The organism is Salinibacterium sp. ZJ450 (assembly GCF_011751885.2).
Classification (GTDB): domain Bacteria; phylum Actinomycetota; class Actinomycetes; order Actinomycetales; family Microbacteriaceae; genus Ruicaihuangia.
This window is the reverse complement of the sequence record NZ_CP061771.1, coordinates 557782-579722: the sequence shown is the minus strand read 5'-3', so window position 1 is coordinate 579722 and position 21941 is coordinate 557782. Positions and strand designations below refer to the sequence as shown.

At 66.1% G+C, this 21941-nt stretch carries 22 protein-coding genes, 1 tRNA gene and 1 pseudogene; 9 read left to right on the top strand and 15 right to left on the bottom strand.

The window, feature by feature from the left end:
• Positions 1 to 44: 44 nt before the first annotated feature.
• The 3 genes from HCT51_RS02800 to HCT51_RS02790 are packed head-to-tail and all read right to left on the bottom strand — an operon-like array spanning position 45 to position 3530.
• Complete coding sequence (locus HCT51_RS02800) at positions 45 to 1406, bottom strand: aldehyde dehydrogenase family protein (protein ID WP_166879026.1); 1362 nt, start codon at positions 1404 to 1406, stop codon at positions 45 to 47.
• Positions 1403 to 2179, bottom strand: coding sequence for a gamma-glutamyl-gamma-aminobutyrate hydrolase family protein (locus HCT51_RS02795; protein WP_224760633.1), 777 nt, complete (start codon positions 2177 to 2179; stop codon positions 1403 to 1405). The genes HCT51_RS02800 and HCT51_RS02795 overlap by 4 nt, the downstream gene beginning before the upstream one ends.
• Entirely contained in the window at positions 2160 to 3530 is a 1371-nt protein-coding gene (locus HCT51_RS02790; protein WP_166879825.1) for a glutamine synthetase family protein, read from the bottom strand. The genes HCT51_RS02795 and HCT51_RS02790 overlap by 20 nt, the downstream gene beginning before the upstream one ends.
• Positions 3531 to 3779: 249 nt before the next feature.
• Here HCT51_RS02790 and HCT51_RS02785 point away from each other — a divergent pair, with 249 nt between their 5' ends.
• Positions 3780 to 5375 carry an amino acid permease gene (locus tag HCT51_RS02785; protein WP_166879029.1) on the top strand — a complete coding sequence of 532 codons (1596 nt, stop codon included), beginning with the start codon at positions 3780 to 3782 and terminating at the stop codon, positions 5373 to 5375.
• 420 nt (positions 5376 to 5795) lie between these two features.
• Here the strand turns inward: HCT51_RS02785 and HCT51_RS18920 are convergent.
• Positions 5796 to 6038: pseudogene (locus tag HCT51_RS18920) on the bottom strand (hypothetical protein); the annotation flags it as partial.
• 164 nt (positions 6039 to 6202) lie between these two features.
• Between HCT51_RS18920 and HCT51_RS02775 the strand changes: the two are divergent.
• Positions 6203 to 6880 carry a peroxiredoxin-like family protein gene (locus tag HCT51_RS02775; protein WP_166879032.1) on the top strand — a complete coding sequence of 226 codons (678 nt, stop codon included), beginning with the start codon at positions 6203 to 6205 and terminating at the stop codon, positions 6878 to 6880.
• A 40-nt stretch (positions 6881 to 6920) separates the two neighbouring features.
• Here HCT51_RS02775 and HCT51_RS02770 read toward each other — a convergent pair.
• Together HCT51_RS02770 and HCT51_RS02765 are read right to left on the bottom strand one after the other, a co-directional pair.
• Positions 6921 to 6993, bottom strand: a tRNA-Lys gene (locus HCT51_RS02770).
• A gap of 87 nt (positions 6994 to 7080) precedes the next feature.
• Complete coding sequence (locus HCT51_RS02765; protein WP_166879034.1) at positions 7081 to 7842, bottom strand: SDR family oxidoreductase; 762 nt, start codon at positions 7840 to 7842, stop codon at positions 7081 to 7083.
• A 151-nt stretch (positions 7843 to 7993) separates the two neighbouring features.
• Between HCT51_RS02765 and bcp the strand changes: the two genes are divergently transcribed.
• Positions 7994 to 8473 (top strand): thioredoxin-dependent thiol peroxidase, encoded by a 480-nt coding sequence (gene bcp / locus HCT51_RS02760; RefSeq protein ID WP_166879039.1) that lies wholly within the window; start codon positions 7994 to 7996, stop codon positions 8471 to 8473.
• A gap of 27 nt (positions 8474 to 8500) precedes the next feature.
• On the opposite strand, the gene HCT51_RS02755 is transcribed toward bcp, so the two are convergent.
• Positions 8501 to 9526, bottom strand: a complete 1026-nt coding sequence (locus HCT51_RS02755; RefSeq protein WP_166879042.1) for an MBL fold metallo-hydrolase — start codon at positions 9524 to 9526, stop codon at positions 8501 to 8503.
• A gap of 2 nt (positions 9527 to 9528) precedes the next feature.
• Positions 9529 to 9837, bottom strand: coding sequence for a hypothetical protein (locus tag HCT51_RS02750; protein ID WP_224760632.1), 309 nt, complete (start codon positions 9835 to 9837; stop codon positions 9529 to 9531).
• A gap of 260 nt (positions 9838 to 10097) precedes the next feature.
• Here HCT51_RS02750 and HCT51_RS02745 point away from each other — a divergent pair, with 260 nt between their 5' ends.
• Positions 10098 to 10346 carry a WhiB family transcriptional regulator gene (locus HCT51_RS02745; protein ID WP_166879047.1) on the top strand — a complete coding sequence of 83 codons (249 nt, stop codon included), beginning with the start codon at positions 10098 to 10100 and terminating at the stop codon, positions 10344 to 10346.
• A gap of 73 nt (positions 10347 to 10419) precedes the next feature.
• Here HCT51_RS02745 and HCT51_RS02740 read toward each other — a convergent pair whose 3' ends face one another.
• The 3 genes from HCT51_RS02740 to HCT51_RS02730 are packed head-to-tail and all read right to left on the bottom strand — an operon-like array spanning position 10420 to position 13814.
• A complete protein-coding gene (locus HCT51_RS02740; protein ID WP_166879050.1) occupies positions 10420 to 11916 on the bottom strand; it encodes a sensor histidine kinase in 1497 nt (498 codons plus the stop codon).
• A gap of 9 nt (positions 11917 to 11925) precedes the next feature.
• Positions 11926 to 13170: a CpaE/TadZ family protein gene (locus HCT51_RS02735; RefSeq protein WP_191413734.1), complete on the bottom strand. Its 1245-nt coding sequence runs from the start codon at positions 13168 to 13170 to the stop codon at positions 11926 to 11928.
• 2 nt (positions 13171 to 13172) lie between these two features.
• Complete coding sequence (locus tag HCT51_RS02730; protein ID WP_166879053.1) at positions 13173 to 13814, bottom strand: SAF domain-containing protein; 642 nt, start codon at positions 13812 to 13814, stop codon at positions 13173 to 13175.
• Between the two features lie 138 nt (positions 13815 to 13952).
• Between HCT51_RS02730 and HCT51_RS02725 the strand changes: the two genes are divergently transcribed.
• A complete protein-coding gene (locus HCT51_RS02725; RefSeq protein WP_166879056.1) occupies positions 13953 to 14246 on the top strand; it encodes a helix-turn-helix domain-containing protein in 294 nt (97 codons plus the stop codon).
• On the opposite strand, the gene HCT51_RS02720 is transcribed toward HCT51_RS02725, so the two are convergent.
• The 4 genes from HCT51_RS02720 to HCT51_RS02705 all read right to left on the bottom strand — a co-directional run bounded on the left by HCT51_RS02720 (position 14229) and on the right by HCT51_RS02705 (position 18659).
• Positions 14229 to 14819, bottom strand: a complete 591-nt coding sequence (locus HCT51_RS02720; RefSeq protein WP_166879060.1) for a hypothetical protein — start codon at positions 14817 to 14819, stop codon at positions 14229 to 14231. The two genes, HCT51_RS02725 and HCT51_RS02720, sit on opposite strands and share 18 nt — an antisense overlap.
• 876 nt (positions 14820 to 15695) lie before the next feature.
• Positions 15696 to 16553, bottom strand: a complete 858-nt coding sequence (locus HCT51_RS02715) for an alpha/beta fold hydrolase (RefSeq protein ID WP_166879062.1) — start codon at positions 16551 to 16553, stop codon at positions 15696 to 15698.
• The gene (locus tag HCT51_RS02710) at positions 16550 to 17899 is read right to left on the bottom strand and encodes an MFS transporter (RefSeq protein ID WP_166879065.1); all 1350 of its coding nucleotides are present in this window, start codon (positions 17897 to 17899) and stop codon (positions 16550 to 16552) included. Before HCT51_RS02710 ends, HCT51_RS02715 begins: the two co-directional genes overlap by 4 nt.
• Positions 17900 to 17957: 58 nt before the next feature.
• Positions 17958 to 18659: a FadR/GntR family transcriptional regulator gene (locus HCT51_RS02705; protein WP_166879069.1), complete on the bottom strand. Its 702-nt coding sequence runs from the start codon at positions 18657 to 18659 to the stop codon at positions 17958 to 17960.
• 130 nt (positions 18660 to 18789) lie between these two features.
• On the opposite strand from HCT51_RS02705, the gene HCT51_RS02700 reads away from it, so the two are divergent.
• Genes HCT51_RS02700 through HCT51_RS02685 form a run of 4 tightly spaced genes read left to right on the top strand, consistent with a single transcriptional unit; the run spans position 18790 to position 21909 of the window.
• A complete protein-coding gene (locus HCT51_RS02700) occupies positions 18790 to 19017 on the top strand; it encodes a lipoyl domain-containing protein (RefSeq protein ID WP_166879073.1) in 228 nt (75 codons plus the stop codon).
• Positions 19014 to 20006, top strand: coding sequence for a thiamine pyrophosphate-dependent dehydrogenase E1 component subunit alpha (locus tag HCT51_RS02695; RefSeq protein ID WP_166879076.1), 993 nt, complete (start codon positions 19014 to 19016; stop codon positions 20004 to 20006). The genes HCT51_RS02700 and HCT51_RS02695 overlap by 4 nt, the downstream gene beginning before the upstream one ends.
• The gene (locus HCT51_RS02690; protein ID WP_224760631.1) at positions 20003 to 21022 is read left to right on the top strand and encodes an alpha-ketoacid dehydrogenase subunit beta; all 1020 of its coding nucleotides are present in this window, start codon (positions 20003 to 20005) and stop codon (positions 21020 to 21022) included. Before HCT51_RS02695 ends, HCT51_RS02690 begins: the two co-directional genes overlap by 4 nt.
• Positions 21022 to 21909 (top strand): NAD(P)-dependent oxidoreductase, encoded by an 888-nt coding sequence (locus HCT51_RS02685; protein WP_166879080.1) that lies wholly within the window; start codon positions 21022 to 21024, stop codon positions 21907 to 21909. Before HCT51_RS02690 ends, HCT51_RS02685 begins: the two co-directional genes overlap by 1 nt.
• Positions 21910 to 21941: the final 32 nt, after the last annotated feature.

The following is a 21941-nucleotide window of genomic DNA, read 5'->3' as shown; positions in this document are numbered from 1 at the left end:
TTTGCTGCGGCGGGCTTGGGACACTGCGGGTTGGTGCGGCGGGCTCAGTCGGTGCTGATAAACACGTTCTTGGTCTCGGTGAACGCGCTCGCCGCGTCGGGGCCGAGCTCCCGGCCCAGGCCGCTCTGCTTGAACCCGCCGAACGGGGTGGAATAGCGCACAGATGAGTGCGAGTTCACCGAGAGGTTGCCGCTGTCAACCGCACGGGACACCCGGATGGCGCGGCCGACGTCGCGCGTGAAGATCGAGCCGCTCAGCCCAAAGTCGGTGGCGTTGGCCAGCCCGATCGCGTCGACCTCGTCATCGAATGGCACCACGGAGACCACCGGGCCGAAGATCTCCTCGCGCAGCGTCCGGTCACTACGGCTGGTCGGCAGCAGCACGGTGGGCGGGAACCAGAATCCTGGTCCGTCCGGCGCGCTGCCGCGGAACGCCACCGCCGCGTCATCCGGAACGTAGGAGGCCACCTTCTGCCAGTGCTCCCGGGAGATCAGCGGACCCATCTCGGTTGCCTCGTCGCCGGGGGTGCCCACCTTTACGCCCTTCACCGCGGTTTCGAGCAGCTCCATGAAGCGGTCGACGGCGCTGCGCTCGACCAGGATGCGGCTGCGGGCGCAGCAGTCTTGCCCGGCGTTCTCGAACCCGGCGGAGGGGGCGGTGGCGGCCGCCTTCTCCAGGTCGGCGTCGGCGAACACGATGTTGGCGCTCTTGCCGCCGAGCTCCAGGGTGACCCGTTTCACCTGCTGCGCGCAGCCGGCCATCACCTGTTTTCCCACCGCGGTCGACCCGGTGAACACCACCTTGCGCACCGCGGGGTGCGTCACGAACCGGTTGCCCACCACCGACCCCTTGCCTGGCAGCACCTGGAACAGCCCGTCGGGCAGTCCGGCCTCCACGGCCAGCTCCCCGATCCGCATGGCGGTGAGCGGGGTCCACTCTGCCGGTTTCAGCAGCACGGCGTTGCCCGCGGCGAGCGCGGGCGCGAACCCCCACGAGGCGATCGTCATCGGAAAGTTCCACGGCACGATCACCCCGACCACGCCGAGCGGCTCGAGGAAGGTGACATCCAGCCCGCCGGCAACCGGAATCTGCTGGCCGATCAGCCGTTCCGGTGCGGCCGAGTAGTAGGTGAGCACGTCGCGCACGTGCCCGGCTTCCCAGCGGGCCTGACCGATCGGGTGCCCGGAATTCAGCACCTCGAGCGCGGCCAGCTGCTCGATATGCATGTCGATCGTCGCGGCGAAGCGCCGCAGCGCGGCGGCCCGATCCGCCGGGGAACGGCGAGCCCAGCCGACCTGGGCCGCCACGGCCCGGGCGATCGCGACATCCGTCTCCTCGACCGTGGTTTGTTCGACCTGCCGGATGACGCTTTCGTCCGCGGGGTTGATCAGGGTGGTGGCGCTCATGCTCGTGCCCTTTCGGTCGCGTGCTGCGCGGCCGCCTGCACCAGCGCCTCGAACAGGCGGATGTCACTGTCCACGTCTTCCTCCGGATGCCATTGCACCGCCAGTCCGAACGGCACGTCGGGTAGCTCGACCGCCTGCACCAGGCCGTCGTCCGATCGGGCGGTAACCCGCAGCCCGTCGGCCAGCTGGTCGATCGCCTGGTGGTGGTAGGACTTCACGGCGACACTGTCGTCGCCGGCCAGCGCATCGGCCAGCAGAGACTCCTGCGCGACCGACACCCGGTTGACGTTGAAGATCCCGCCGCCGAGGTTGTAGCGGTTACTGCCGATCACATCGGGCAGGTGCTGGTGCAGGGTGCCGCCGAGGGCGACGTTCAGCACCTGCAGCCCGCGACAGATGCCGAGGAACGGCGTTTCGGTGTCGATCGCCGCCTGCAGCAGGGCGTCTTCCCACGCGTCGCGGTCATGGCGCGGCGCATCGGTGCTCTCATGCGGTTCCTGGCCATACCGGGCGGGGTCGATGTCCTTGCCTCCGGAGACGATCAGCCCGTCGAGGCTGCCGAGCACTTGGCGTGCGATCTCGGGCGACACCGGTTGCGGCGGCAGCAGCACGGCGATGCCGCCGGCGCGGTTCACCGCCTCGAAGTACACCCTGGGCAGGAAGGATGCCGGCACGTTCCACACCCCGGTGGATGCCTGTTCCAGGTAAGTGGTGAGGCCGATCACCGGCCGCGGGGTGTCGGAGTTGTTGATGTCAGAGTCGTTCAAAGCCACGGATGCGCTCCCAATCGGTGACGGCGGCCTCGTACGCGGCCAGCTCAACGTGCGCGTTGTTCAGGTAGTGCTCGACGACTTCGTCGCCGAAGGCGTCTCGCGCGATGCGCGAGCCGGCGAACAGGTCGGCCGCCTCGCGCAGGGTGGATGGCACGCGAGCGGCATCGCTCACGTAGGCGTTGCCGTCAAGTTCCGGCTCGAGCGGCAGCTCGTTCTCGATGCCATACAGCCCGCCTGCGATCAGCGCGGCGATGGCCAGGTACTGGTTCACGTCGCCGCCCGGCACCCGGTTCTCAACGCGGAGCCCCACACCACGGCCGACCAGCCGCAGCGCACAGGTGCGGTTGTCGACGCCCCAGGCCACCGCAGTGGGCGCGAAACTGCCGGGAACGTACCGCTTGTACGAGTTGATGTTGGGGGCGAGCAGCAGGGTGAACTCCCGCAGCGTGGCCAGCTGCCCGGCGATGAAGTGCTCCATCATCGGCGAGAAGCCGTACCGGTTGTCCGCGTCGGCGAGCACGGGCGCGCCATCCGTGCCGCGCACGCTGATGTGGATGTGGCAGCTGTTGCCCTCGCGCTCGTTGAACTTAGCCATGAAGGTGAGCGCCTTGCCGTGCTGGTCGGCGATCTCCTTGGCCCCGTTCTTGTAGATCGAGTGGTTGTCGGCGGTGACCAGGGCGTGGTCGTAGCGGAACGCGATCTCCTGCTGGCCGAGATTGCACTCCCCCTTGACCCCCTCGACGTACATGCCGGCGCCGTCCATGGCGAGCCGGATGTCGCGCAGCAGTGGCTCCATGCGGGTGGAGGCGAGCACCGCGTAGTCGATGTTGTAGTCACTAGCAGGCGAAAGCGCGGTGTAGTTCTTCGCCCAGGCCTCGCGATAGCTGTCGTCGAACACCAGGAACTCCAACTCGGTTCCCACGAACGGCACCAGGTCACGCTCAGCCAGCCGCGCGATCTGCGCTCGCAGGATTGCACGGGGGCTGGCCACCACCGGGACACCGTCGAGCCAGGTCAGGTCGGCGGTCACCATGGCGGTGCCGGGCAGCCAGGGCAGCAGTCGCAGTGTGTCGAGGTCGGGCAACATCACCATGTCGCCGTAACCGCGCTCCCATGAGCTCATCGCGTAGCCGCCGACCGTGTTCATCTCGACATCGACCGCGAGCAGGTAATTGCACGCCTCCGCCCCGTGGCTGGCGACTTCCTCACTGAACAGCCGCGCCGAGACACGCTTGCCGATCAGCCGCCCCTGCATGTCGGTGAAGGCCACCAACACGGTGTCGATTTGGCGCGATTCGATGAGTGCGCTGAGCTCATCGAGCGTGAGATTGCCCGATCGAGGTGGTGCCATGAGCGCCTCCTTGGTGCCGGTTTCGGCTGTGCGGGTTGGGGCCGTGGTGTCAAGCTCGGTGCCGGTGTCGACCATTCCATCACCGCGCCTTTCCCGACGATTCCCCCGGTGTTCGGCAATTTACACGTAAAGGTAGACAGAACCTACCAATAAACGCAACACTGTCGATTATCTGGCGCATAACGCGCCCGCCACTGTGCACTGAATGTATTGGCTCCATAGGTATTGGCTCCATCCGGGAGGTCCGAAATGACAGAGCAGAAGAGGGTCGCGGGTGTCACATACCAGCGCGCCGGCGAACAGTACTTCGAGCGGCGCAAGCTGCAGCGCTCGGCGGGCATCTGGGGCCTCTGGGGACTCGCCGTGGCCGCGGTCATCTCCGGCGACTTCTCCGGCTGGAACTTCGGCATCGACTTCGCCGGGTTCGGCGGCATGCTGATCGCGTTCGCGATCCTCGTCGCGATGTATTACGGCATGATCTTCTCGATCGGCGAGATGGCGGCAGCGATGCCGCACACCGGCGGGGCGTACTCGTTCGCCCGCTCGGCGATGGGCCCGTGGGGCGGCCTGGTCACGGGCCTCGCCGAGACTATCGAGTACGTGGCGACCACGGCAGTGATTGTGTTCTTCTCGGCCCAGTACGCCGACGGCATCACCAGTGAGCTGCTGGGCTTCACCCTCGCCGACAACATGTGGATTTGGTGGTTGGTGCTCTACGCCGCATTCATCCTCCTGAACGCCGCCGGCGCGCACATCTCGTTCCGGTTCGCCATCGTGGTGTCGATCATCTCCATCGGCATCCTGGTCGTCTTCTCGCTGATGGCGCTGTTCTCCGGCGCGTTCAACTGGGACAGTCTGTTCAACATCGAGCCAGACCCCGGGCAGTCGGCGTTCCTGCCGCACGGCGTGCTGCCGATCCTGTTCGCGCTGCCGTTCGCCATGTGGTTCTTCCTCGGCATCGAGGAGTTGCCTCTGGCTGCCGAGGAATCGCACGACCCTGTACGGGACATCCCTCGCGCCGGGTTCTGGGCGCGGGGCACCCTGATCGTCACCGGCCTGCTTGTGCTGTTTCTCAACACCGGCGTGATCGGGGCCCAGGCCGCCGCGGTGTCGCTTGAACCGTTGCTCGACGGCTTCCGGGCCATCGTTGGCGACGGGGCCGCGGCGGTGCTCGCCCTGTTCGCCTTGATCGGGCTGCTGGCATCGTTGCAGGGCATCATGTTCGCCTACGGGCGCAACATGTACTCGCTGTCGCGCGCCGGCTACTACCCCAAGTTCTTCTCGCTCACCGGCAAGCGGCGCACCCCGTGGATCGCTCTGGTGATCGGAGCGGTCATCGGGTTCATCGCGCTGGTCGTGCTGGACATCCTGAGCCGGGTTGACGCGGCAGGCGTCGGAGCGGTCGCGGGTGCGATCGTCCTGAACATCGCCGTCTGGGGAGCGGTGCTCGCCTACCTGCTGCAGATGGTGTCGTTCATCATTCTGCGCGTGCGCTTCCCGAACGCAAACCGCCCGTACCGCAGCCCCTGGGGCATCCCCGGGGCAGCGATCGCCGCGGTGATCGCTGCGCTGATCTTTCTGGGATTCCTGTTGAACGCCACATTCCAGCCGGCGATCATCGCGATTGTGGTGGTGTACGTGGTGATCCTGGTTGGGTTCGCTGTGTACGGGCGTAAACAACTGGTGCTCTCCCCCGAAGAGGAATACGCGATGAGCGGCGGACTGCATGGGGACCCGCAGACGGAGGGCTACGACGCGATGGAGGCTGAGGTCTTCGAGGCGCCGACCCCGGTCGCCGAGACCGCGGTCGCTCCCGAAGACGGCCCTGATGACCCGAGGCGGTAGAAGGAGCGGTTCCTGAGACAACAGTCGTCGGGCTTCATCCTGTCGCGCGGTCCGGTTTGGCAGTCTCCTCCTCCGTGCGGCGCCGGTCCGCGTCGGGGTGAGGTCGTGCAGGGCGCTGCTCTTGGACCGCATCCGGCGTGGTGTCTGTTCCGGGTCGACATCCGGTGGCGGGATCAGCGAATAGCTGCCGTCCCGGTAGACGATCTCCCAGTGATTGTTATGTACCAGCAGGTGGTGGTAGCGGCAGAGCAGGATGCCCTCGACGATGTCGGTGTCACCGTGATCGCGAGCCCAATGTCGGATGTGGTGCGCCTCGGTCCACGAGGCGGGCCGGTCGCAGGCCGGGTCCATGCAGCCGCCGTCGCGGGCGGCCAGGGCGATCCGTTGCTTCCGGCTGAACAGGCGCTGCTCTCGTCCCAGGTTCAGCACCTGCCCGTCGTCATCGAACACGATCGGGATGGTGCCCTGCGTGCAGGCGATCCGCTCGATCGTTTCGATCGACACCGGAAGATCAGCGCCCTCGAGCCGGCCGTGCCCGGTGCGCTTCTCCAACGCGTCGGCGGTCACCAGCACCCGCACCGCCGGGACCCGGGAACCCAGGATTGGCTTCGCCGGATCAACGGCTGTGCCGATCCGCAGCAACTCGGTGATCGCATCATGCACATACTGCTCGGTACTGCGCGGATCGGCGGCAACCCCCGCCGCCCACGCCACGTCGGATGTTCACGAGGCGATTCTGCTCTGCAGCGCGGCGCTGGCATCGACCACTGGAATCCCGCGGCGCAGTGGAATAGCGTTTTCCCTACGCTCGCTCACTGGGAGGCGGCATGATGAGCACTGTCGAGGAGCAAATCGAAGCGGCCGAGAGGGAATGGCTCGACGCCTGGCATCGTGGCCCTGAGCGGCTCCGGTGGGACCGAGTGCCCCTGCAGCTAGGCGATCCCGCACCGGACTTGGAACTGCTAGATCACACGGGCGAGTCGGTGCACCTGGCAACATTTTGGGAGCAGAGCCCGGCGCTCCTCCTGTTCTGGCGTCACTTCGGATGCAGTTGCGGGCTCGACCGGGCCGCCCGGCTCACAGCCGAGTACGACCAGTACCTCGATGCTGGTGCGTCGGTCGTCGTGATCGGCCAAGGTGAGCCGGCCCGGGCCGCAGAGTACCGGGATCGCACCGGCATTCCCTGCCCCATCCTGTGTGACCCTGATCGTGCCTCATACCGCTCATTCGATCTGCTTGAGGGAACGAGTGCGCAGATACTTTTCGATTCGCCGGATGAGTTCCTTCGCTGCGATCCGGCTGCAGGTGAGTCGCTGGCGGCTTCACGGCACGGCACGTCGCGGGCCACGGTGGACAGCCCTTGGCAGCTCCCGGGAGAGTTCGTGATCGGACACGGAGGCGTCGTGCAGCTCGCCTATCGATATCAATACTGCGAGGACTGGCCCGACCCCCGCGTGCTCACCGCGGCCATCAGATTCGGCGGATTCGAGGGTGGCCCCCAGTAATGAAAAAACCCCGAATCTGGCGAGAGATTCGGGGCTTTAGTGCACCCCCCGGGACTTGAACCCGGAACCCACTGATTAAGAGTCAGTTGCTCTGCCAATTGAGCTAGAGGTGCGTTGGCAACCGAAGTTGACCGAGAAGAAACGATAGCACCCCACCATGAACCTCGACAAATCCGCACGGTTGTCGTGCCGCCGGACGGTCACTGGGGCGGCATGCGCAGGGCAGCATCCATTCGAATCGTCTCGCCGTTGAGGTAGTCATGTTCGGCGATCATGAGCACGAGTTGCGCGTACTCGTCTGGGTGCGCAAGCCTTGCCGGGAATGGGATGTCGCGAGCCAACGCCTCGCGGGTCTCCTCGCCGAGCCCGGCGAGCATCGGCGTGTCGACGATGCCGGGCGCGATGGTGTTGACCCGGATGCCGGACCGGGCGAGGTCGCGCGCAGCGGGAAGCGTCATCGCGACCACTCCGCCCTTCGACGCGGCGTAGGCCACTTGGCCGATCTGGCCGTCGAACGCCGCGATCGACGCCGTGTTAATGATGACGCCGCGCTGGCCGTCGGCATCGGGGTCACGGTCGGCCATCACGGCGGCGGCGAGCCGCATCACGTTGAAGGTGCCGATCAGATTCACCTCGATGGCACGCCGGAACAAGTCGAGGTCATGGACACCGCGCGAGGACACCAGTCGGGCGGCCGGGGCGACCCCGGCGCAGTTCACGGCCAGCCGAAGCGGCGGGCCGTCCGGGTCGAGCGTGTCGAGGGCTCGGGCGACCTCGTCGGCGCTTGCGACATCCGCGGCGACGTACCGGACTCCCGGAGGCATCGCTCCTGCCCGCTCGATGGCCGCCGGCAGGTCGAGGCCGATGACGGATGCCCCGCGCCCGGCCAGCGCGCGGGCAGTGGCGGCCCCGAGCCCCGATGCGGCGCCGGTGACGACCGCGCTGATTCCCTCGATCTGCATGCCGCTCCCTTGCCGCGCGAAACCGCGGCGCGAGCCGCGCCGCCAGTGGCGAGTCTAGGCACCCGCCGGTCGGCGCGCATCGCGACGCGCGTCCGCGAGGCGCCGGTCAGCAGGCACGGTCCCCCATCCGCCCGGCAATAGGCTGGAGACCATGACTGACAACCGCCTCGCACCCGGCGACACCGCCCCCGCGTTCACGCTCATCGATCAGGACGGCAACTCGGTGTCGCTGTCCGACTACGCGGGTCGGAAGGTCATCGTCTACTTCTACCCGGCCGCGATGACGCCGGGGTGCACCACGCAGGCGTGCGACTTCCGCGACAGCCTCAACTCCCTGGCGGGAGCCGGCTACCAGGTACTCGGCATCTCCAAGGACAACGCTGCCAAGCAGAAGCAGTTCGAAAACAAGGAACACCTGAACTTTCCGCTGCTCAGCGACGAAGACCTCGCGGTGCACCACGCCTATGCCACCTGGGGACCGAAGTCGCTCTACGGCAAGATCATCGACGGCGTGATCCGTTCCACCTTCGTCATCGACGGGCAGGGCACGATCGAACAGGCCCTGTACAACGTGAAGGCCACCGGGCACGTGGCGATGCTGCGCAAGCGGCTCGGGATCGACGCGGCCTGAGGTCGCCCGCCGCCTCCGCGGCCGCCCTCAGACGGCCGAGCGCTGACTGACCAGGTCCACGTGCATCGCGGTCTGCGCGAGCGCGGATCGCAGCATGAAGCCTGACAGGTTCACCCAGCCGGCCGACCAGGTGAGCGACGCCGCGATGCTCCACACGCTCGGGTTAGCCAGGGTCTCGAGCGCCGCGGCGACCTCATCCGTGCGGCGCCGATGGTGGCTCAGGATGTCGTCGACGCGCTCGCCCAGACCGCTGAAGCGATATCCGTGCCCAGGCAGGGCTTCATAGTCGCGGATGTCGCGGACGCTTGCACTGCTGCGGATGTCGTCGCCCGCACCACCAAGCGCCGCGAGCGAGTCGAGGTAGTCGGCGAGCGGGTTGCCCTCGGTCGGGCCACCCAGGCCGACGCCCGGGTATATCGTCGGCAGCACGTGGTCGCCGGTGAAGACCAGACGCGCGGCGTCGTCGACCAGACAGATGTGCCCGTTGGTATGCCCTGGCGTCCATAACACCCGCAGGCTGCGGCCCGGGACATTCAGGATGTCGTCGTGCTCCAGCCGCTGGTCGGCGGTAAACGGCGGCCCGGCTGACTGTGCCGCCGCGGCCGCTGCCGACGCCTCAAGCTCGGCCCGCCGGTCATCCGGAACCTGCCACGCGGCCAGCGGCGGCGGCACGTTTCGCTCCCCCGCGTCCAGCGCGAGCTGGTCCAGCCGGTGCAGGGCCACCGGCGCCGCGGTGGCGCGCCGGATCCGCTCGGCCATGCCGAGGTGATCGTGGTGCAGGTGAGTCACCACGACGGAGGCGACGTCATCCGGTGCATGGCCGATCTCGGCGAGCGCCGCCAGCAGTGACTGCCAGTTCTCGTCGGAGTCCATGCCGGGATCGATGAGGTGAATTCCGCCGCCGGAATCACGCACCAGGTAGCTGAGTGTGTACGGCACATGCTCGTTCGGCAGGTCTACGCCGAGCGCCCACACGCCATCGCGCACTGATTCCAGCGGTGGCAGCCCGCCGGTCTGCGCCGCGGTGTACTGGGCCTCACTGGTGGGCTGCATGCTCAATCCTCTCGCGGCGGGCGCGTGGTCGACCGGATCACACCGGGCGAGAACAACAGTACGAGCACGAGCACCGCCGGCGCGAGCAGCGCCCAGCCGATGTCCGGGCGGGGTTCGGGGCCCTGGAAGCTGCCGATGGCCACCGCGATCTGCAGAACCTGCCAGACCACGGCCGCTCCGCGGATCCACGGACGCTGCCGCCACGCGTTCACGGCGATGACCCCGAGCCAGACGGCCGCGAGGGCCGTGATCACCAGGAGGGCGACCGCGCTCGCATACGAGGTCGGCCGATCGACCAGCAACTCAATCAAAAGGAAGATGGCAGAGCCGGCCAGTAAAACACACTCAGCGAACAGGAGTATTACCAGCAGGTAGACGGAAGATGACGGCCGAGTGCGATTCACAGAGATATCCCATACAGAACTATTGATTTGGCGTTGCCCTTATGAGAACCTATCTGAGGTTGATTTGAGGCCTACAACGCGGTGGGCATAACCCTAACTATCCTCTCCCCTCAGAATCTCAGGTCCTCTTGACCTGAGATTTTTCGCGATGCCCCAAAGGAGTACCCATGGATTGGCGCGACAAAGCCGCCTGTCTCACCGCAGACCCCGAGCTGTTCTTCCCGGTCGGTAATACCGGTCCTGCTGTAGACCAGATCGAGAAGGCAAAATCCGTGTGCGGACGGTGCTCCGTCACCGAACTATGCCTGCAGTATGCACTCGAGACCAACCAGGACTCCGGTGTGTGGGGCGGGCTGAGCGAAGACGAGCGCCGCGCGCTCAAGCGACGTGCCGCTCGCGCACGCCGCGCTTCCTAGAACTCGCGCTCCTAGACAACGCAGCGAAGCGGCCCGGCGATCACATCGCCGGGCCGCTTCTGTTTTCCACTTTCTACTTCTTCTTCCTGAGGTAGTGCAGCGGCACGTCGATCGTGACCTCGGTGCCCTCACCCTCGAGGGTGTGCCAGTCGATCGTTCCGCTCAGCTCACCCTGGATCAGGGTGCGCACAATCTGTGTGCCGAGGCCCGAGCCGACCTTGCCCTCCGGCAGGCCGACCCCATCGTCGATCACCTTGACCACCAACCGGTCGGTGGTGCGGCTGGCCTGAATCTCCACGTTGCCCTCACGGCCGGCGAGGCCGTGCTCGACCGCGTTGGTCACCAGTTCGGTCAGCGCCAACGCCAACGGGGTGGCGTATTCGCTGGGCAGGGTCCCGAATCCGCCGGTGGATTTCGGATGCACCGTGGTGTTGTGACTCGCGGCCACCTCGGCCACGAGCAGCAGCACCCGGTCGAACACCACGTCGAAGTCGACATCCTGATTCAGTCCCTCAGACAGGGTGTCGTGCACGACGGCGATGGCGCCAACCCGGCGCATGGCCTGGTTCAGCGATTCGCGCGCCTCGTCGCTGTGGGCGCGCCGGCCCTGGATGCGCAGCAACGACGCCACGGTCTGCAGGTTGTTCTTGACCCGGTGGTGGATCTCCCGGATCGTGGCGTCCTTGGTGATGAGTTCGCGTTCCTGGTGCCGCACCTCGGTCACGTCGCGGCAGAGCACGATGGCGCCGACCCGCTCCCCGCGGTTGCGGATCGGGATCGCGCGCAGTGACACGGTTACCCCGCGGGCCTCGATGTCGGTGCGCCACGGCGCCCGGCCGGTGACGACCAGCGGCAGCGATTCGTCGACGATGAGTTTGCCGCTCAGCAACTGGGTGGTGACCTCGGCGAGCGACTCGCCCTCCAACTCACCGGCGAAGCCCATCCGGTTGAACGCGGACAGGCCGTTCGGGCTGGCGAAGGTGACCATCCCGTCGACGTCGAGCTGGATCAGACCGTCGGATGCGCGCGGGGCACCGCGGCGCGGTCCGCTGGGCGCCGCCAGGTCGGGGAAGTCGCCGGCCGCGATCATCTTGAACAGGTCGTTGGCGCACTCGTTGAAGGTGAGCTCCTGACGGCTCGGCGTGCGCGCCTCGCTCAGGTTGGTGTGCCGGGTGATCACGGCGATCGGATGCTCGGTGGTCTCCTTGCCGCTCGGCGTGAGCCGGCGCAGCACCGGTACCGCGCGCACCCTGGTCGGGGTCTCCTCGTACCAGTCGGGCGCCGCGGTGTCCACGATCTTCGCGCTGTTGAACGCCTCGGTGACCTGCTGGTTCCACTCCGGCTTGATGCGCTGGCCGACAAAGTCGCGGTAGAACAGCGTCGCGGCGCTGGAGGGCCGGGCATGCGCCACGGCGACGAAACTGTCGTCGGCGGTGGGCACCCACAGCACGATGTCGGCGAAGGCGAGGTCGGCGAGCAACTGCCAGTCGCCGACGAGCAGATGCAGCCACTCGATATCGGCTTCGGTGGAGCGCCCGTGCGCCTGGACAAGATCACTGAGGGTCGACACGTCTCAAGGCTAACCGGTGACCCGTGCCGGGTTTCCCACCTTCCGCAGCGACCGTTTCGGCTTCGCACTGGCGGGCCGCGGCAGCACGCTGGATGTCACGAGCGTTCGGACGGCGATCCGCGCAGCTGACTTGCCCGCGACATCCGTCAATGTGACGCCGCCGAGCAGCGCGGCGTCGAACGCGGCCCGGTCGTAGGGAATCAGCGCGGGCGCCGAGATCCCGCCGAACCGGTACAGCGTCTGGGCGACCTGGCCGGCCGGGTCTAGCCCGATCGCGCTGGAGCGCACCCGGTTCATCACCACGCTGACCCGATGCGTCGACACGGTCTCGAGCAGGTCGACGTGCGCGCGCAGAAACCGGGACAGCCCGACCGGGTCGGCCGCGCCGACGGCGATCACGTGGTCGGCCTCGCGCAGGGCGCTCACCGTCGCGGCGTTGCGGCGTGGGGCGAACAGGTCGCTCGACACCTCTTCATCGTGCTCGAGGCTGAACCCGGTGTCGACCACGACGTAGTCGACCCAGTCCCGCAGGGCGGTCAATACGGCGGCGACACGGGATGCCGACAGCTCGGGCCACCGGTCTGGCCGGCCGATCCCGGTGAGCACCCGAAAACCGCCGTGCCGCGACCGGTAGTGCTGCGCGATCCGGTCGAGTTCCTGCCCGGTGAGCGCGTCCGCTCCGGCCAGCCGGCAGGCCGCGGCGAAACCGGGAGACTCGTCGAGCAGGCCGAGCGCGGGCGCGATCGTGCCGCTGTAGGTGTCGACATCGGCGAGCGCCACCGCATATCCGGCCGCCGCGATCTCCGCGGCGAGGGCGATGGCGATGCTGGTGCGCCCCGGCGCTCCCGCCGGACCCCACACCGCCAGCACGGTTCCCCGTCCCGGCGACCGGGTGACGGGAGCCGGCTGCACCTCGACCGCATGCCCGGTCAGCACCTGCTCCACCTCGGCCCAGTCGCTCTCGGCCGGCAGCACTTCATACAGGCCGAGGGCCGCAGCGTGGCGCCGTTCCGCTTCCGATTCGGCGAGCGCGATCAGTCGCACTCCGGCCGAGTCGGCCTCGGCCAGCAATCGGGCGGTGAGATAGCGGGCGGATGCCGCGACCACCGCCGCCTGCGCGCGGCGGTCGGCAATCACCACCGCCAGCTCGTCGGCGGAGTCGCAGCGGGCGACGATGGCATGCCCGTAACGCCGGCACTGATCGGCCAGGCGGTCTTCCAGAGCCAGCGGCACCGCGAACGCCAGCGTGGCCACGGTCAGCCCCTCACCGGGATGCCGACCGGCACGAGCGATAACGCCGCGTCGTTCGCGATTACTTCGAGCACGCTGGCGAGCCGGTCCCGCGGCACCAGCACTTCGACGGATGACCCGTTCCCGCCGCCGACGATGCCGTCGTCTTCGACCACCGCCACCACGAGCGCTCCCCCGACAAGCACCGCGGGAGCCTCGAACGCGCCGGATTCGCCGATGCGCGCCGCCCACAAATCCACGCCGACGCCGGCCTCGATCGCGTTGCTGAGCGGCTGTGTCACCTCGATCACGACCGCGGCGAGCCGGGCACCGGCCTGCGCGCCGACCGCCGCGAGCGGAAGCAGTTCGCCGGCTGCCACCGCCCGGGTGAGCACCAGGCCATCCGCGGGCAGATCGTCGAAGCCGATGTAGCGCGACTGCGCCTCACCCAGCCGCACGCTGTGCGACACCAGGTCGTCGGCGTCGATGTGCTGCCCAGGGCTGAGCGCCGAGCGCGCCGCGTAAACCTGAACCGTGCTGTCGCTCGCCGCCACGATGCTGACCACACCCACCACCGACCCGGCGACCAGCAGCAGCCCGATCCCGAACCGGGGATCGAGCCAGAACGATCGCGGACGCACATCGCGCGGCGTGGGTGTTCTGGCCATTCCCTGTCTCCCTCGGCACCGGAGGTCACGGTGAGTGTTCTGCACCCATAGTGCTGAAGATCGCGACAGCGCGAGGAAGTTATCCACAGGCGGCATCCGTCTTCTCCGCAGCAGCCGTCACTGGCGCATAATCGGGGCATGAACGAGACCCCTGCCGACGCGCTCGGCCGCTTTCTCTCGATCGCCGACACCGCCGAGGTGTTGAACGTGACCGTCGATGAGGCGTTCGCGCTGGTGCGGTCTGGCGAGCTGGCGGCAATCCGGGTCGGGGCGTCCGGGCCGTGGCGGGTGGAGCGCAACGTGTTGGAGTCGTTCATCGAGGCCCAATACGAAGAGGCCCGCCGGATCAGCCTGTGGAATCAGGCCGAGTTCACCGACCTGCCCGAGCTGTTCGACCGTCAGCCGCCCGGCGGCTCACATCTGCAGCAATAGCACCTGGTCGAACGGCACCACCCGGTACTGGGTGACCGCGGATTCCCGCCGGGCGTCATTCGTCGCGTGCACCGCCAGGTCGAGGTGGTCGCGGCCCACCCGGTCGATCGTGCCGTGATGGGCAGCCAGCCTGGTGGTGATCTGCACGCTGCTGCGCCGCCGGCACAGGTCGCGCAGCACGAACGGCAGCCCCAGCCGTTCCGACAGTTTCGGCGTGCGGTCATCGGCTGAGCCTGTCATCTCGATGCTCGCAGCCACCAGGTCGCGGGGCAGGATGAGCGCGGCGATCGCCGCGATCGGCAGAATGCACTGCGGGTGACGCCGGGTCTGCTCAACGAGCGTGCCAGACATCCAGTCGCGGCCAAACGCAATGGGCCGGATCACAAGGTGGCGGTCGTTGGCGAGCACCAACTGGATGTCGGATCCCACCGCGTGCAGCGCGATAAGCCGGTCGCGCAGGACGAGCCGGCCGAGCCGCAGCCGCTCCTCCTCGGCGCGGAGGTCGACTTCCTCGGCGCTGAGCCCCTGCTCGAGCTGGCTCTCAAGGTCGTCGAAGAGGTTCTCCCACCGCATGGGGACACGCTATCCACAGCCGCGCCTCGGCGCGCGGATTATCCACAGGTGTTGTCAGGAGACGATCAATTTGAGCCTTTGCCGAGATAGATGAGCCTTGGAGGCCGAGCGGTATCGCTGGACGACCGTCTCCGAGGAGGATATGCCCGAGGGCCGGACCCTGAACGGCACTCATTAAGGGGCAGGCTCAGCTCAGCGCGCGTCTCCAGTACGTGCCACCTGCAGGTCGTGGTTCGAGAGAGAAGTCCGCACAAAACGTTGCCTCTCCGTGCCGTGCTGTCCGAGTGGAGCCGAGCCGAACCCGCGAGTTCATGACTGGCTCCCACATCGGTCGTCCACGCGTTGTTGGGGTTCTTGATCAGCGCACCTTCGTTGAGGAAGAGCCGGATGTCGGGAGCAGATCCCGTCCGAAAGTCGGTGAGGGCCACCCAGACAGTTCCATCGTCTCCACGCGCTATTTTGACAGACCCGGTAAAACTTCATGCGCGTCGAGCAACCATGAGTCGACGGTAGCGTCAACTGTGCATACGTCTGCACGGGTCATGGCACTGGCTATGCAGACCCCACCGCGGGTCCGGCGTCGAATGCGACACTAGGCGGAAGACCGAGTGGGCGTGGGCGCGATCTGTTTCGCATGTTGGACAGAATGCTGACCGTCGGCCTAACCCGATTCGGGGACGCTGAACGAACGAGCCGGATGCTGAACGGACGAGGGTCCTCGGTCACCGCCGAGGCGGATATTCCAGATGCTCTCGACCGCGCGGCCGTACTGTTTCGCGCGGCGGTCTAGCCCTTTCACCCCTGCCGACGACCTCGAGGACGTCAGCAGGGGGTGAATCTACGGCGCCGAATCGGCGAGGTAGGCGATGCCACTGATCAGCTGCGCACATGCGCCTTGGACGATGTGCGGCCGAAGTGCTTCATGACCACCTCCGCGAGCTCAGCGGGCTGCTCTTCCGGGATCCAATGGCCCGCTTTTTGACAGATGTGTTCATGCACTTCGCCATCGACGAGCGGACGTAGCGAGTCGGCGACCTCGTGGGCGCGCCCCCACCCACCGGCACCTCCGACTGCGAGCACGGGCATCGAAATCGGCGGGGCTGCTGAGGCATCGGCCCTATCTTGCTCGAAGGCGCGGTAATATCCGAAGCCAGCTCGGAGGACGCTGGGGTCGCGGTACCAGCGCACGTATTCTGCGCGATCTTCCTCGCAGATCGCGGCCGGGGTCGCGCCATAATTGTCAAAGAACCAGCCAAGGTAGACGGACTCACGACCGGTGACGAGCGCTTCTGGCAACTCAGGGGTCTGGTGGAACGGGTGGTGCCATCGGCGCCCACCTTGGCTCATGAGCGGTACGGCCGCGCTCGGCACCGCCACGTCCACGACGGCCAGGGTCGCCACCGCCTCTGGATGATATGCGGCGAGCAAGTAAGCGACGACGCCGCCCCAGTCGTGGCCGACCACGTGGAAGCGCTCGATGCCGAGGTCGTCTTGCATGAACGAGACCAGATCGTTTGCGATGGAACGCTTGTCGTATCCCGTGCCCGGGTCCTTACTCTGTCCCAAACCTCGCAGGTCCGGAGCAACGACTGTGTGGCTTTCTTGCAGCGCGGGGATGACGCGGCGCCAACAGTGACTAGTCTGTGGCCAACCGTGAAGGAGCAGTACCGCCTCCCCGTCACCGGCGCGCAAGTAATGTATGCCGGCGGGGGACTTCGTGGACTCGATGCTCATGCGGCACCCCCAATGGAGGCATCCTGCGATTGCTTGGCGAGTACCTTCCGCCCGCTTGTCTCTGGGGCGATGACGGCAGCAACGAGCGAGACGAGCACTGCGCCCAGAAGGATCAGCATGATTGGTGTCGTGTTGGTCCCTTCCCCAGACAGTCCGAGCGCGATGACCGGCAGGGTTCCTGCGAGTGCTCCGATCACCTGGTACGACAGCGAGACGCCGGTGTACCTGACTCGAGCGGGGAACAACTCAGTGAGCCACGCGCCGTAAACGCCGTATCCGACGCACCAGGCGATCATGCCGAGAGCCACAGCGGTCACGCCGGCGGCGAAGTTCCCTGAGTCGAGCATCGTGAAGAAGAACGGCGAGAGGACTGCGATGAGCGCTAAGGAGGAGAGGAAGACGGGTTTCCTGCCGAAGCGGTCGGAAGCCGGGCCGACCAGGAGAATTACGGGAAGGCCAATCGCCGAGCCGATCACGGTGCCGTAGAGGCCGACCTCCGACGGCATCCCCGCCAGGCGGAGGTGCGCGAGTGCCACGGTTGTGAACGTGTAGTACGAGGCGAAGATGATGACGGTAATGCCCAGTGCCAGCAGTAGTCTGCGCCAGCTGGATTGGAGTAGATCAACGACGGGGATCTTGTGCTGGCGCGCTTCGTCGCTGATGGCCTTGAACACTGGCGTCTCCTCCACCTTTAAGCGGGTGTAGATGCCGACTGCAACCAGGAGCGCGCTGAGCAGGAATGGGATTCGCCAACCCCACGCAAGGAACTGCTCGTCCGTGGTCATGCTGATGAGGATCAGCACAACCGCGTTGGCAAGCAGCGTGCCGGCGGGCGATCCCAGTTGCGCGAAGCTTGTCGCTCGGCCGCGGCGCGCCGTTCCGGCGTGCTCTCCGAGGAAGATCACGGCACCGCCCCACTCGCCGCCAATCGCGGCGCCCTGAATGATGCGCAGGATAACGAGCGCCAGCGGCGCGAGCACACCGACCTGATCGAAGGTCGGAAGACACCCAATCAACACCGTCGAGACGCCCATCAGCATGAGAGTCAGCGTCAACGTGCGTTTGCGCCCTATCCGGTCGCCGAGCGCACCGAAGATGAGCGCTCCCACAGGGCGCGCGAGGAAACCTGCGGCGAACGTCGACAGGGCTAGCAGCGTTCCAGCGAAGGGCGAGGCGTCCGGGAAGAACAGAGGACCGAAGACGAGGGCGGCGATCGCGCCATAAACAATGAAGTCGTAGAACTCCAACGTATTGCCGATGGTGCCTGCCAGCAGCACGCGGCGGGGCGCTTGCCGTTGGACGTCCAACGGTGGCGCGGTCATTGTTTTCTCTGGGGTGACAGGCATGGGTCCTCCTACGGCGTTGTTAGGTAGGACCAAATTGTGGCTTGGAGGTACCAGAAAGTCAAGCCGTCGTATCCACCGACTGTGGCGTGGGCACGTTCTCAGTGGCGGTGAGGGAGTCGATGTGCTCGAAGTGCCGGTCCATCGCCGCCATCGCCGCGACCGGGTCGCGGGACTTCACAGCGTCTAAAATGACGCGATGCAAAGCTCGCATCTCGTCGATGTCGGTCGCTAGGGCGAGCATGCGTTGACGCCGCGCCGTCACCGACGCTTTGAGCAAGTCACCAATCGCCTCGGAGAAGAAAATCAGCGCGTCGTCCCCGGACGCGTGAAACAGGCTGCGGTGGAACGCCAGATCGGCTTCATACAACTCGTCCGGGTCCGTCGTCGATTCCATCCGCAGGACGGCCTCTTCCGCATATGCGATGGGCACCGGGCTTGCACTTTCGGCCGCCCCTTTGGCGGCCTGCCGTTCTAGCGCCACGCGTATTGTCTGAAAAGCTTCGCCGCCACCGAGCGGGGAAGCGGACAAGCCCAGCCGCAAGGCTTGAGCGACGTCGCTTGGGGCCATCGTGCGCGCGAAGGTCCCCGCAGAGCCGCGACGCTCAAGAGCACCGGCGCTCTCTAGTTCCCGCAGGCGGCTCCGAATGGCGGTCCGGGACGCACCAACCAGCTCCGCCAACTCGCGCTCGGGCGGAATGCGACCCCCAGGCCCGACTTCTTCTATGAGTCGCAGCAATGCGCTGAGCAATGCGTCAGTCATGCGTCCTCCCTTGAACGTCCTTCTATCGTAGAAGACCCGGACGCACTTGGTTGGCGTGGATTGAACTCGGTACTACCAAGTGTTACCATTCAAATACCAAGCGATGAAGCCGTGGAAGAAGGAGTACGACATGGATGTGATGATCACCAAGGATGTCCTGGGCGAGGAAACGGAGGGAGACCTCACCGAGTGGCTCGTCGCCGACGGCGATCAGGTGACAGCTGGACAAGCAATTGCTCAGATCGAGACCGCCAAAGTCATGCTGGACATTGAAGCGCCATCGGCGGGAAAGATCACACTCCTTGTCGATTCGGGTGATGTGTTCGAGCTCGGAGCCACCATCGCGAGCATCGCGTGATTGACACATCAGCGGCAGCTCCCACGTTTGATCTCGCCCGCCAAGGGCGAGAGTCGCTGGCCGAAATGATCACGATCCGTGAGTTCGAATCGAGATTGCCCGCCTACGCGAAACAGGGGCTGATCCGCGGATCGACGCATCCGTCGGTAGGGATGGAAGCCATCGCGGTGGGCGTCTCGCAGCACCTGACTGCGACAGACTCGATTGCCAGCAACCATCGCGGTCACGCACACTGCATCGCGAAGGGCGCGGACCTCGGGCGAACGCTGGCTGAGATCTTTGGGCGCCGCGATGGGTATTGCGGAGGCAAAGGCGGATCCATGCACATTGCGTCCGCAGAGCTCGGCATCCTCGGCACCAACGGCATCGTCGGAGCCGGGATCGGCCTGGCCGTCGGTGCCGCCCTCTCGGCACAGCTCGCTGAATCCGGGGACGTCGCGGTCGCCTACTTCGGGGATGGTGCCAGCAATCAGGGGGTGCTCGCTGAAGCCTTTAACCTCGCAGCCATCTGGCGACTTCCGGTGATCTTCATTTGCGAGAACAACCACTTCGCGCAGTCGGCTACCTTCGACGAGATGATCGCCCAGCCGATGGTATCGAAGCGAGGCGAAGCGTACGGGGTGCCGTCGTACGACGTCGACGGAATGGACGTCGCCGCGGTGAGCGACGCTGCAGCGGCAGCAATCAGCGCGGCACGGGCAGGAAACGGACCGACCTTCCTCGTCGCCGACACCTACCGCTACCTCGGTCACATGGCAGACGACACCGAGATCTATCGGACTCGGGAAGCTGTCGAAGCCGCACATGCCCGCGACCCAATCGCGCGGCTCACCAAGCGACTCATCGACGGTGCCGTCCTCGACGACGCCGAACTCGAACAAATTCATCAGGACGCGGTGCGCGCCGTCGACGCCGCATACGCGTTCGCCGATGCCTCACCGTTTCCCGCGGTCGGCACAGCATTTACCGACGTAGAAGCGAGCGCATGATGGCCAACCAAAATCTGACCACTTGGCGGTCGCTGAACCTCGCTCTCCACGATGCGTTCAGCGAAGACCCGCGTCTCCTTATTATGGGCGAAGACATCACCACGTGGGGCACCGGCGGGGGTATATACGGCGTCACCAGGAAGCTGGCGTCCTCGTTCGGGCGTAGCCGCGTCCGCGACACTCCCATCAGCGAGGAAGTCATTCTCGCCGCCGGTGTCGGAGCGGCCATGACCGGCACACCCACCATCGTCGAGATCATGTACTCCGACTTCACCCTCCTCGGCCTCGATGCGCTCATCAACCAGGCCGCGAAAGCTCGCTACATGTTCGGTGGCCAGTTCAAAGTCCCACTTGTGGTACGCACTAACGGCGGCTCTGGCATCGGCAAGGCAGCGCAGCACTCGCAGTCGCTCGAAACCCTTTTCGCACACATTCCGGGGCTAGAGGTCGCCGTTCCGGCAACCCCGGACGACGCGTACGGTTTGCTGCGCAGCGCGATCGCCAGCCCGAACCCGACGATCTTCCTTGAGCACAAGGATCTCTATTTCGACAAAGGCCCGGTCTCTGGTGCGGCGATCCCCTTCGGCGTCGCCCGCATCGCCCGTCCGGGGCAACATGTAACGCTCGTCGCAACTCAACGCGCATTGCGCTGGTGCCACGAGGCGGCGAATGAGCTCTCGGCGCAAGGGATCGAAGCCGAAATCGTAGATCCGCGGACCTTGCACCCGCTCGACTTTGAAGCCGTGCGCCGGTCAATCCAGAAAACCCGCAACCTCGTCGTTGTGCACGAAGCTGTTCAGGACTTCGGATGGGGCGCGGAGATTATCGCCCGCGCAGCCACGGAGTGCTGGCAGCACCTCGACAACGCACCAGCACGGCTGGGTGCGGCGCGGACTCCGGTGCCATACAGCGCCGCGCTGGAAGCAGCGATTGTTCCGCAGGTGCACGAGATCGTCGAAACGGTTCAAAGAATGCGAGCAATCAACATCGACGCCGAACTCACTGCGAGGAACTGATGAGCCAGCTCACCCGTCCCAGCGTGGGCTTCCTCGGACTCGGCGCCATGGGGTTACCCATGGCTCGACGGATATTAGAAGGCGGCTACCGCGTAATCGCGGCGGACATCGCCCAGGGTCGAGTCGACATGGCCAAAGACGCCGGCATCGCCGCCAGCACAGACGCCGCAGCGCTAACAGAGTGTCAGGTGCTAATCGTGATGGTCGCCACCCCAGAAGACCTCGCATCTCTCGCGTCAAGCGAGATCTTCTCGCAGTCGACTGCGATCGAGCTGGTTTGCGTGATGAGCACCGTCGGCGCCGATGCCGTGATCGGTTTTCAGCACGTGATGGCACCCCTCAGCATCGGAGTCGTGGACTGCCCAGTCACCGGCGGTGTCGCGGGTGCAGAGAGCGGCGGCCTGACAATCTTTGCGGCCGGAGCCGCCTTCGAAGTTCAGCTCGCTGCGGAGATCCTGTCGCACACCGGCACAGTCAAACATTGTGGCACCCGCGTCGGCGACGGGCAGCACGTCAAGGTTGTTAACCAGGTCTTAGCAACTTCACACGTCGTGGTCGCTGCAGAGGCCCTTGCTCTGGCCACACGTCTCGGCCTGGACCCGAAGACGACACTGCAGCTGATTTCTGAGGGCGCCGGTAGTTCCTGGATGCTTATTGATCGCGGACCACGGATGATCCAAGACAGCAGCAGCCGTGAGGCAGTTACTCATCTATCCATCCTCGCCAAAGACGCACAGCTTGCTCTCCAAGCCGCAGCGGGTGTCGGACTGGATGCCGTAGTTCTTCGAGCGGCATCCGAGCAGTGGAGGGCCGCGATACGGCACGGGCTCGCGGAGCACGACGATTCAGCCATCATCAATATCTATACGAACAGCGCCTCCAGCTAACAACGTCATGACCCAACGCGCTCGCCTTCGCC

Excerpts from the sequence above, each read along its gene's own strand:
- HCT51_RS02800 (WP_166879026.1), bottom strand. The coding sequence starts at position 1,406 with ATGAGCGCCACCACCCTGATCAACCCCGCGGACGAAAGCGTCATCCGG.
- HCT51_RS02790 (WP_166879825.1), bottom strand. The coding sequence starts at position 3,530 with ATGGCACCACCTCGATCGGGCAATCTCACGCTCGATGAGCTCAGCGCA.
- HCT51_RS02785 (WP_166879029.1), top strand. The coding sequence starts at position 3,780 with ATGACAGAGCAGAAGAGGGTCGCGGGTGTCACATACCAGCGCGCCGGC.
- HCT51_RS02775 (WP_166879032.1), top strand. The coding sequence starts at position 6,203 with ATGATGAGCACTGTCGAGGAGCAAATCGAAGCGGCCGAGAGGGAATGG.
- HCT51_RS02765 (WP_166879034.1), bottom strand. The coding sequence starts at position 7,842 with ATGCAGATCGAGGGAATCAGCGCGGTCGTCACCGGCGCCGCATCGGGG.
- bcp (WP_166879039.1), top strand. The coding sequence starts at position 7,994 with ATGACTGACAACCGCCTCGCACCCGGCGACACCGCCCCCGCGTTCACG.
- HCT51_RS02755 (WP_166879042.1), bottom strand. The coding sequence starts at position 9,526 with ATGCAGCCCACCAGTGAGGCCCAGTACACCGCGGCGCAGACCGGCGGG.
- HCT51_RS02745 (WP_166879047.1), top strand. The coding sequence starts at position 10,098 with ATGGATTGGCGCGACAAAGCCGCCTGTCTCACCGCAGACCCCGAGCTG.
- HCT51_RS02730 (WP_166879053.1), bottom strand. The coding sequence starts at position 13,814 with ATGGCCAGAACACCCACGCCGCGCGATGTGCGTCCGCGATCGTTCTGG.
- HCT51_RS02725 (WP_166879056.1), top strand. The coding sequence starts at position 13,953 with ATGAACGAGACCCCTGCCGACGCGCTCGGCCGCTTTCTCTCGATCGCC.
- HCT51_RS02720 (WP_166879060.1), bottom strand. The coding sequence starts at position 14,819 with ATGCGGTGGGAGAACCTCTTCGACGACCTTGAGAGCCAGCTCGAGCAG.
- HCT51_RS02715 (WP_166879062.1), bottom strand. The coding sequence starts at position 16,553 with ATGAGCATCGAGTCCACGAAGTCCCCCGCCGGCATACATTACTTGCGC.
- HCT51_RS02710 (WP_166879065.1), bottom strand. The coding sequence starts at position 17,899 with ATGCCTGTCACCCCAGAGAAAACAATGACCGCGCCACCGTTGGACGTC.
- HCT51_RS02705 (WP_166879069.1), bottom strand. The coding sequence starts at position 18,659 with ATGACTGACGCATTGCTCAGCGCATTGCTGCGACTCATAGAAGAAGTC.
- HCT51_RS02700 (WP_166879073.1), top strand. The coding sequence starts at position 18,790 with ATGGATGTGATGATCACCAAGGATGTCCTGGGCGAGGAAACGGAGGGA.
- HCT51_RS02690 (WP_224760631.1), top strand. The coding sequence starts at position 20,003 with ATGATGGCCAACCAAAATCTGACCACTTGGCGGTCGCTGAACCTCGCT.
- HCT51_RS02685 (WP_166879080.1), top strand. The coding sequence starts at position 21,022 with ATGAGCCAGCTCACCCGTCCCAGCGTGGGCTTCCTCGGACTCGGCGCC.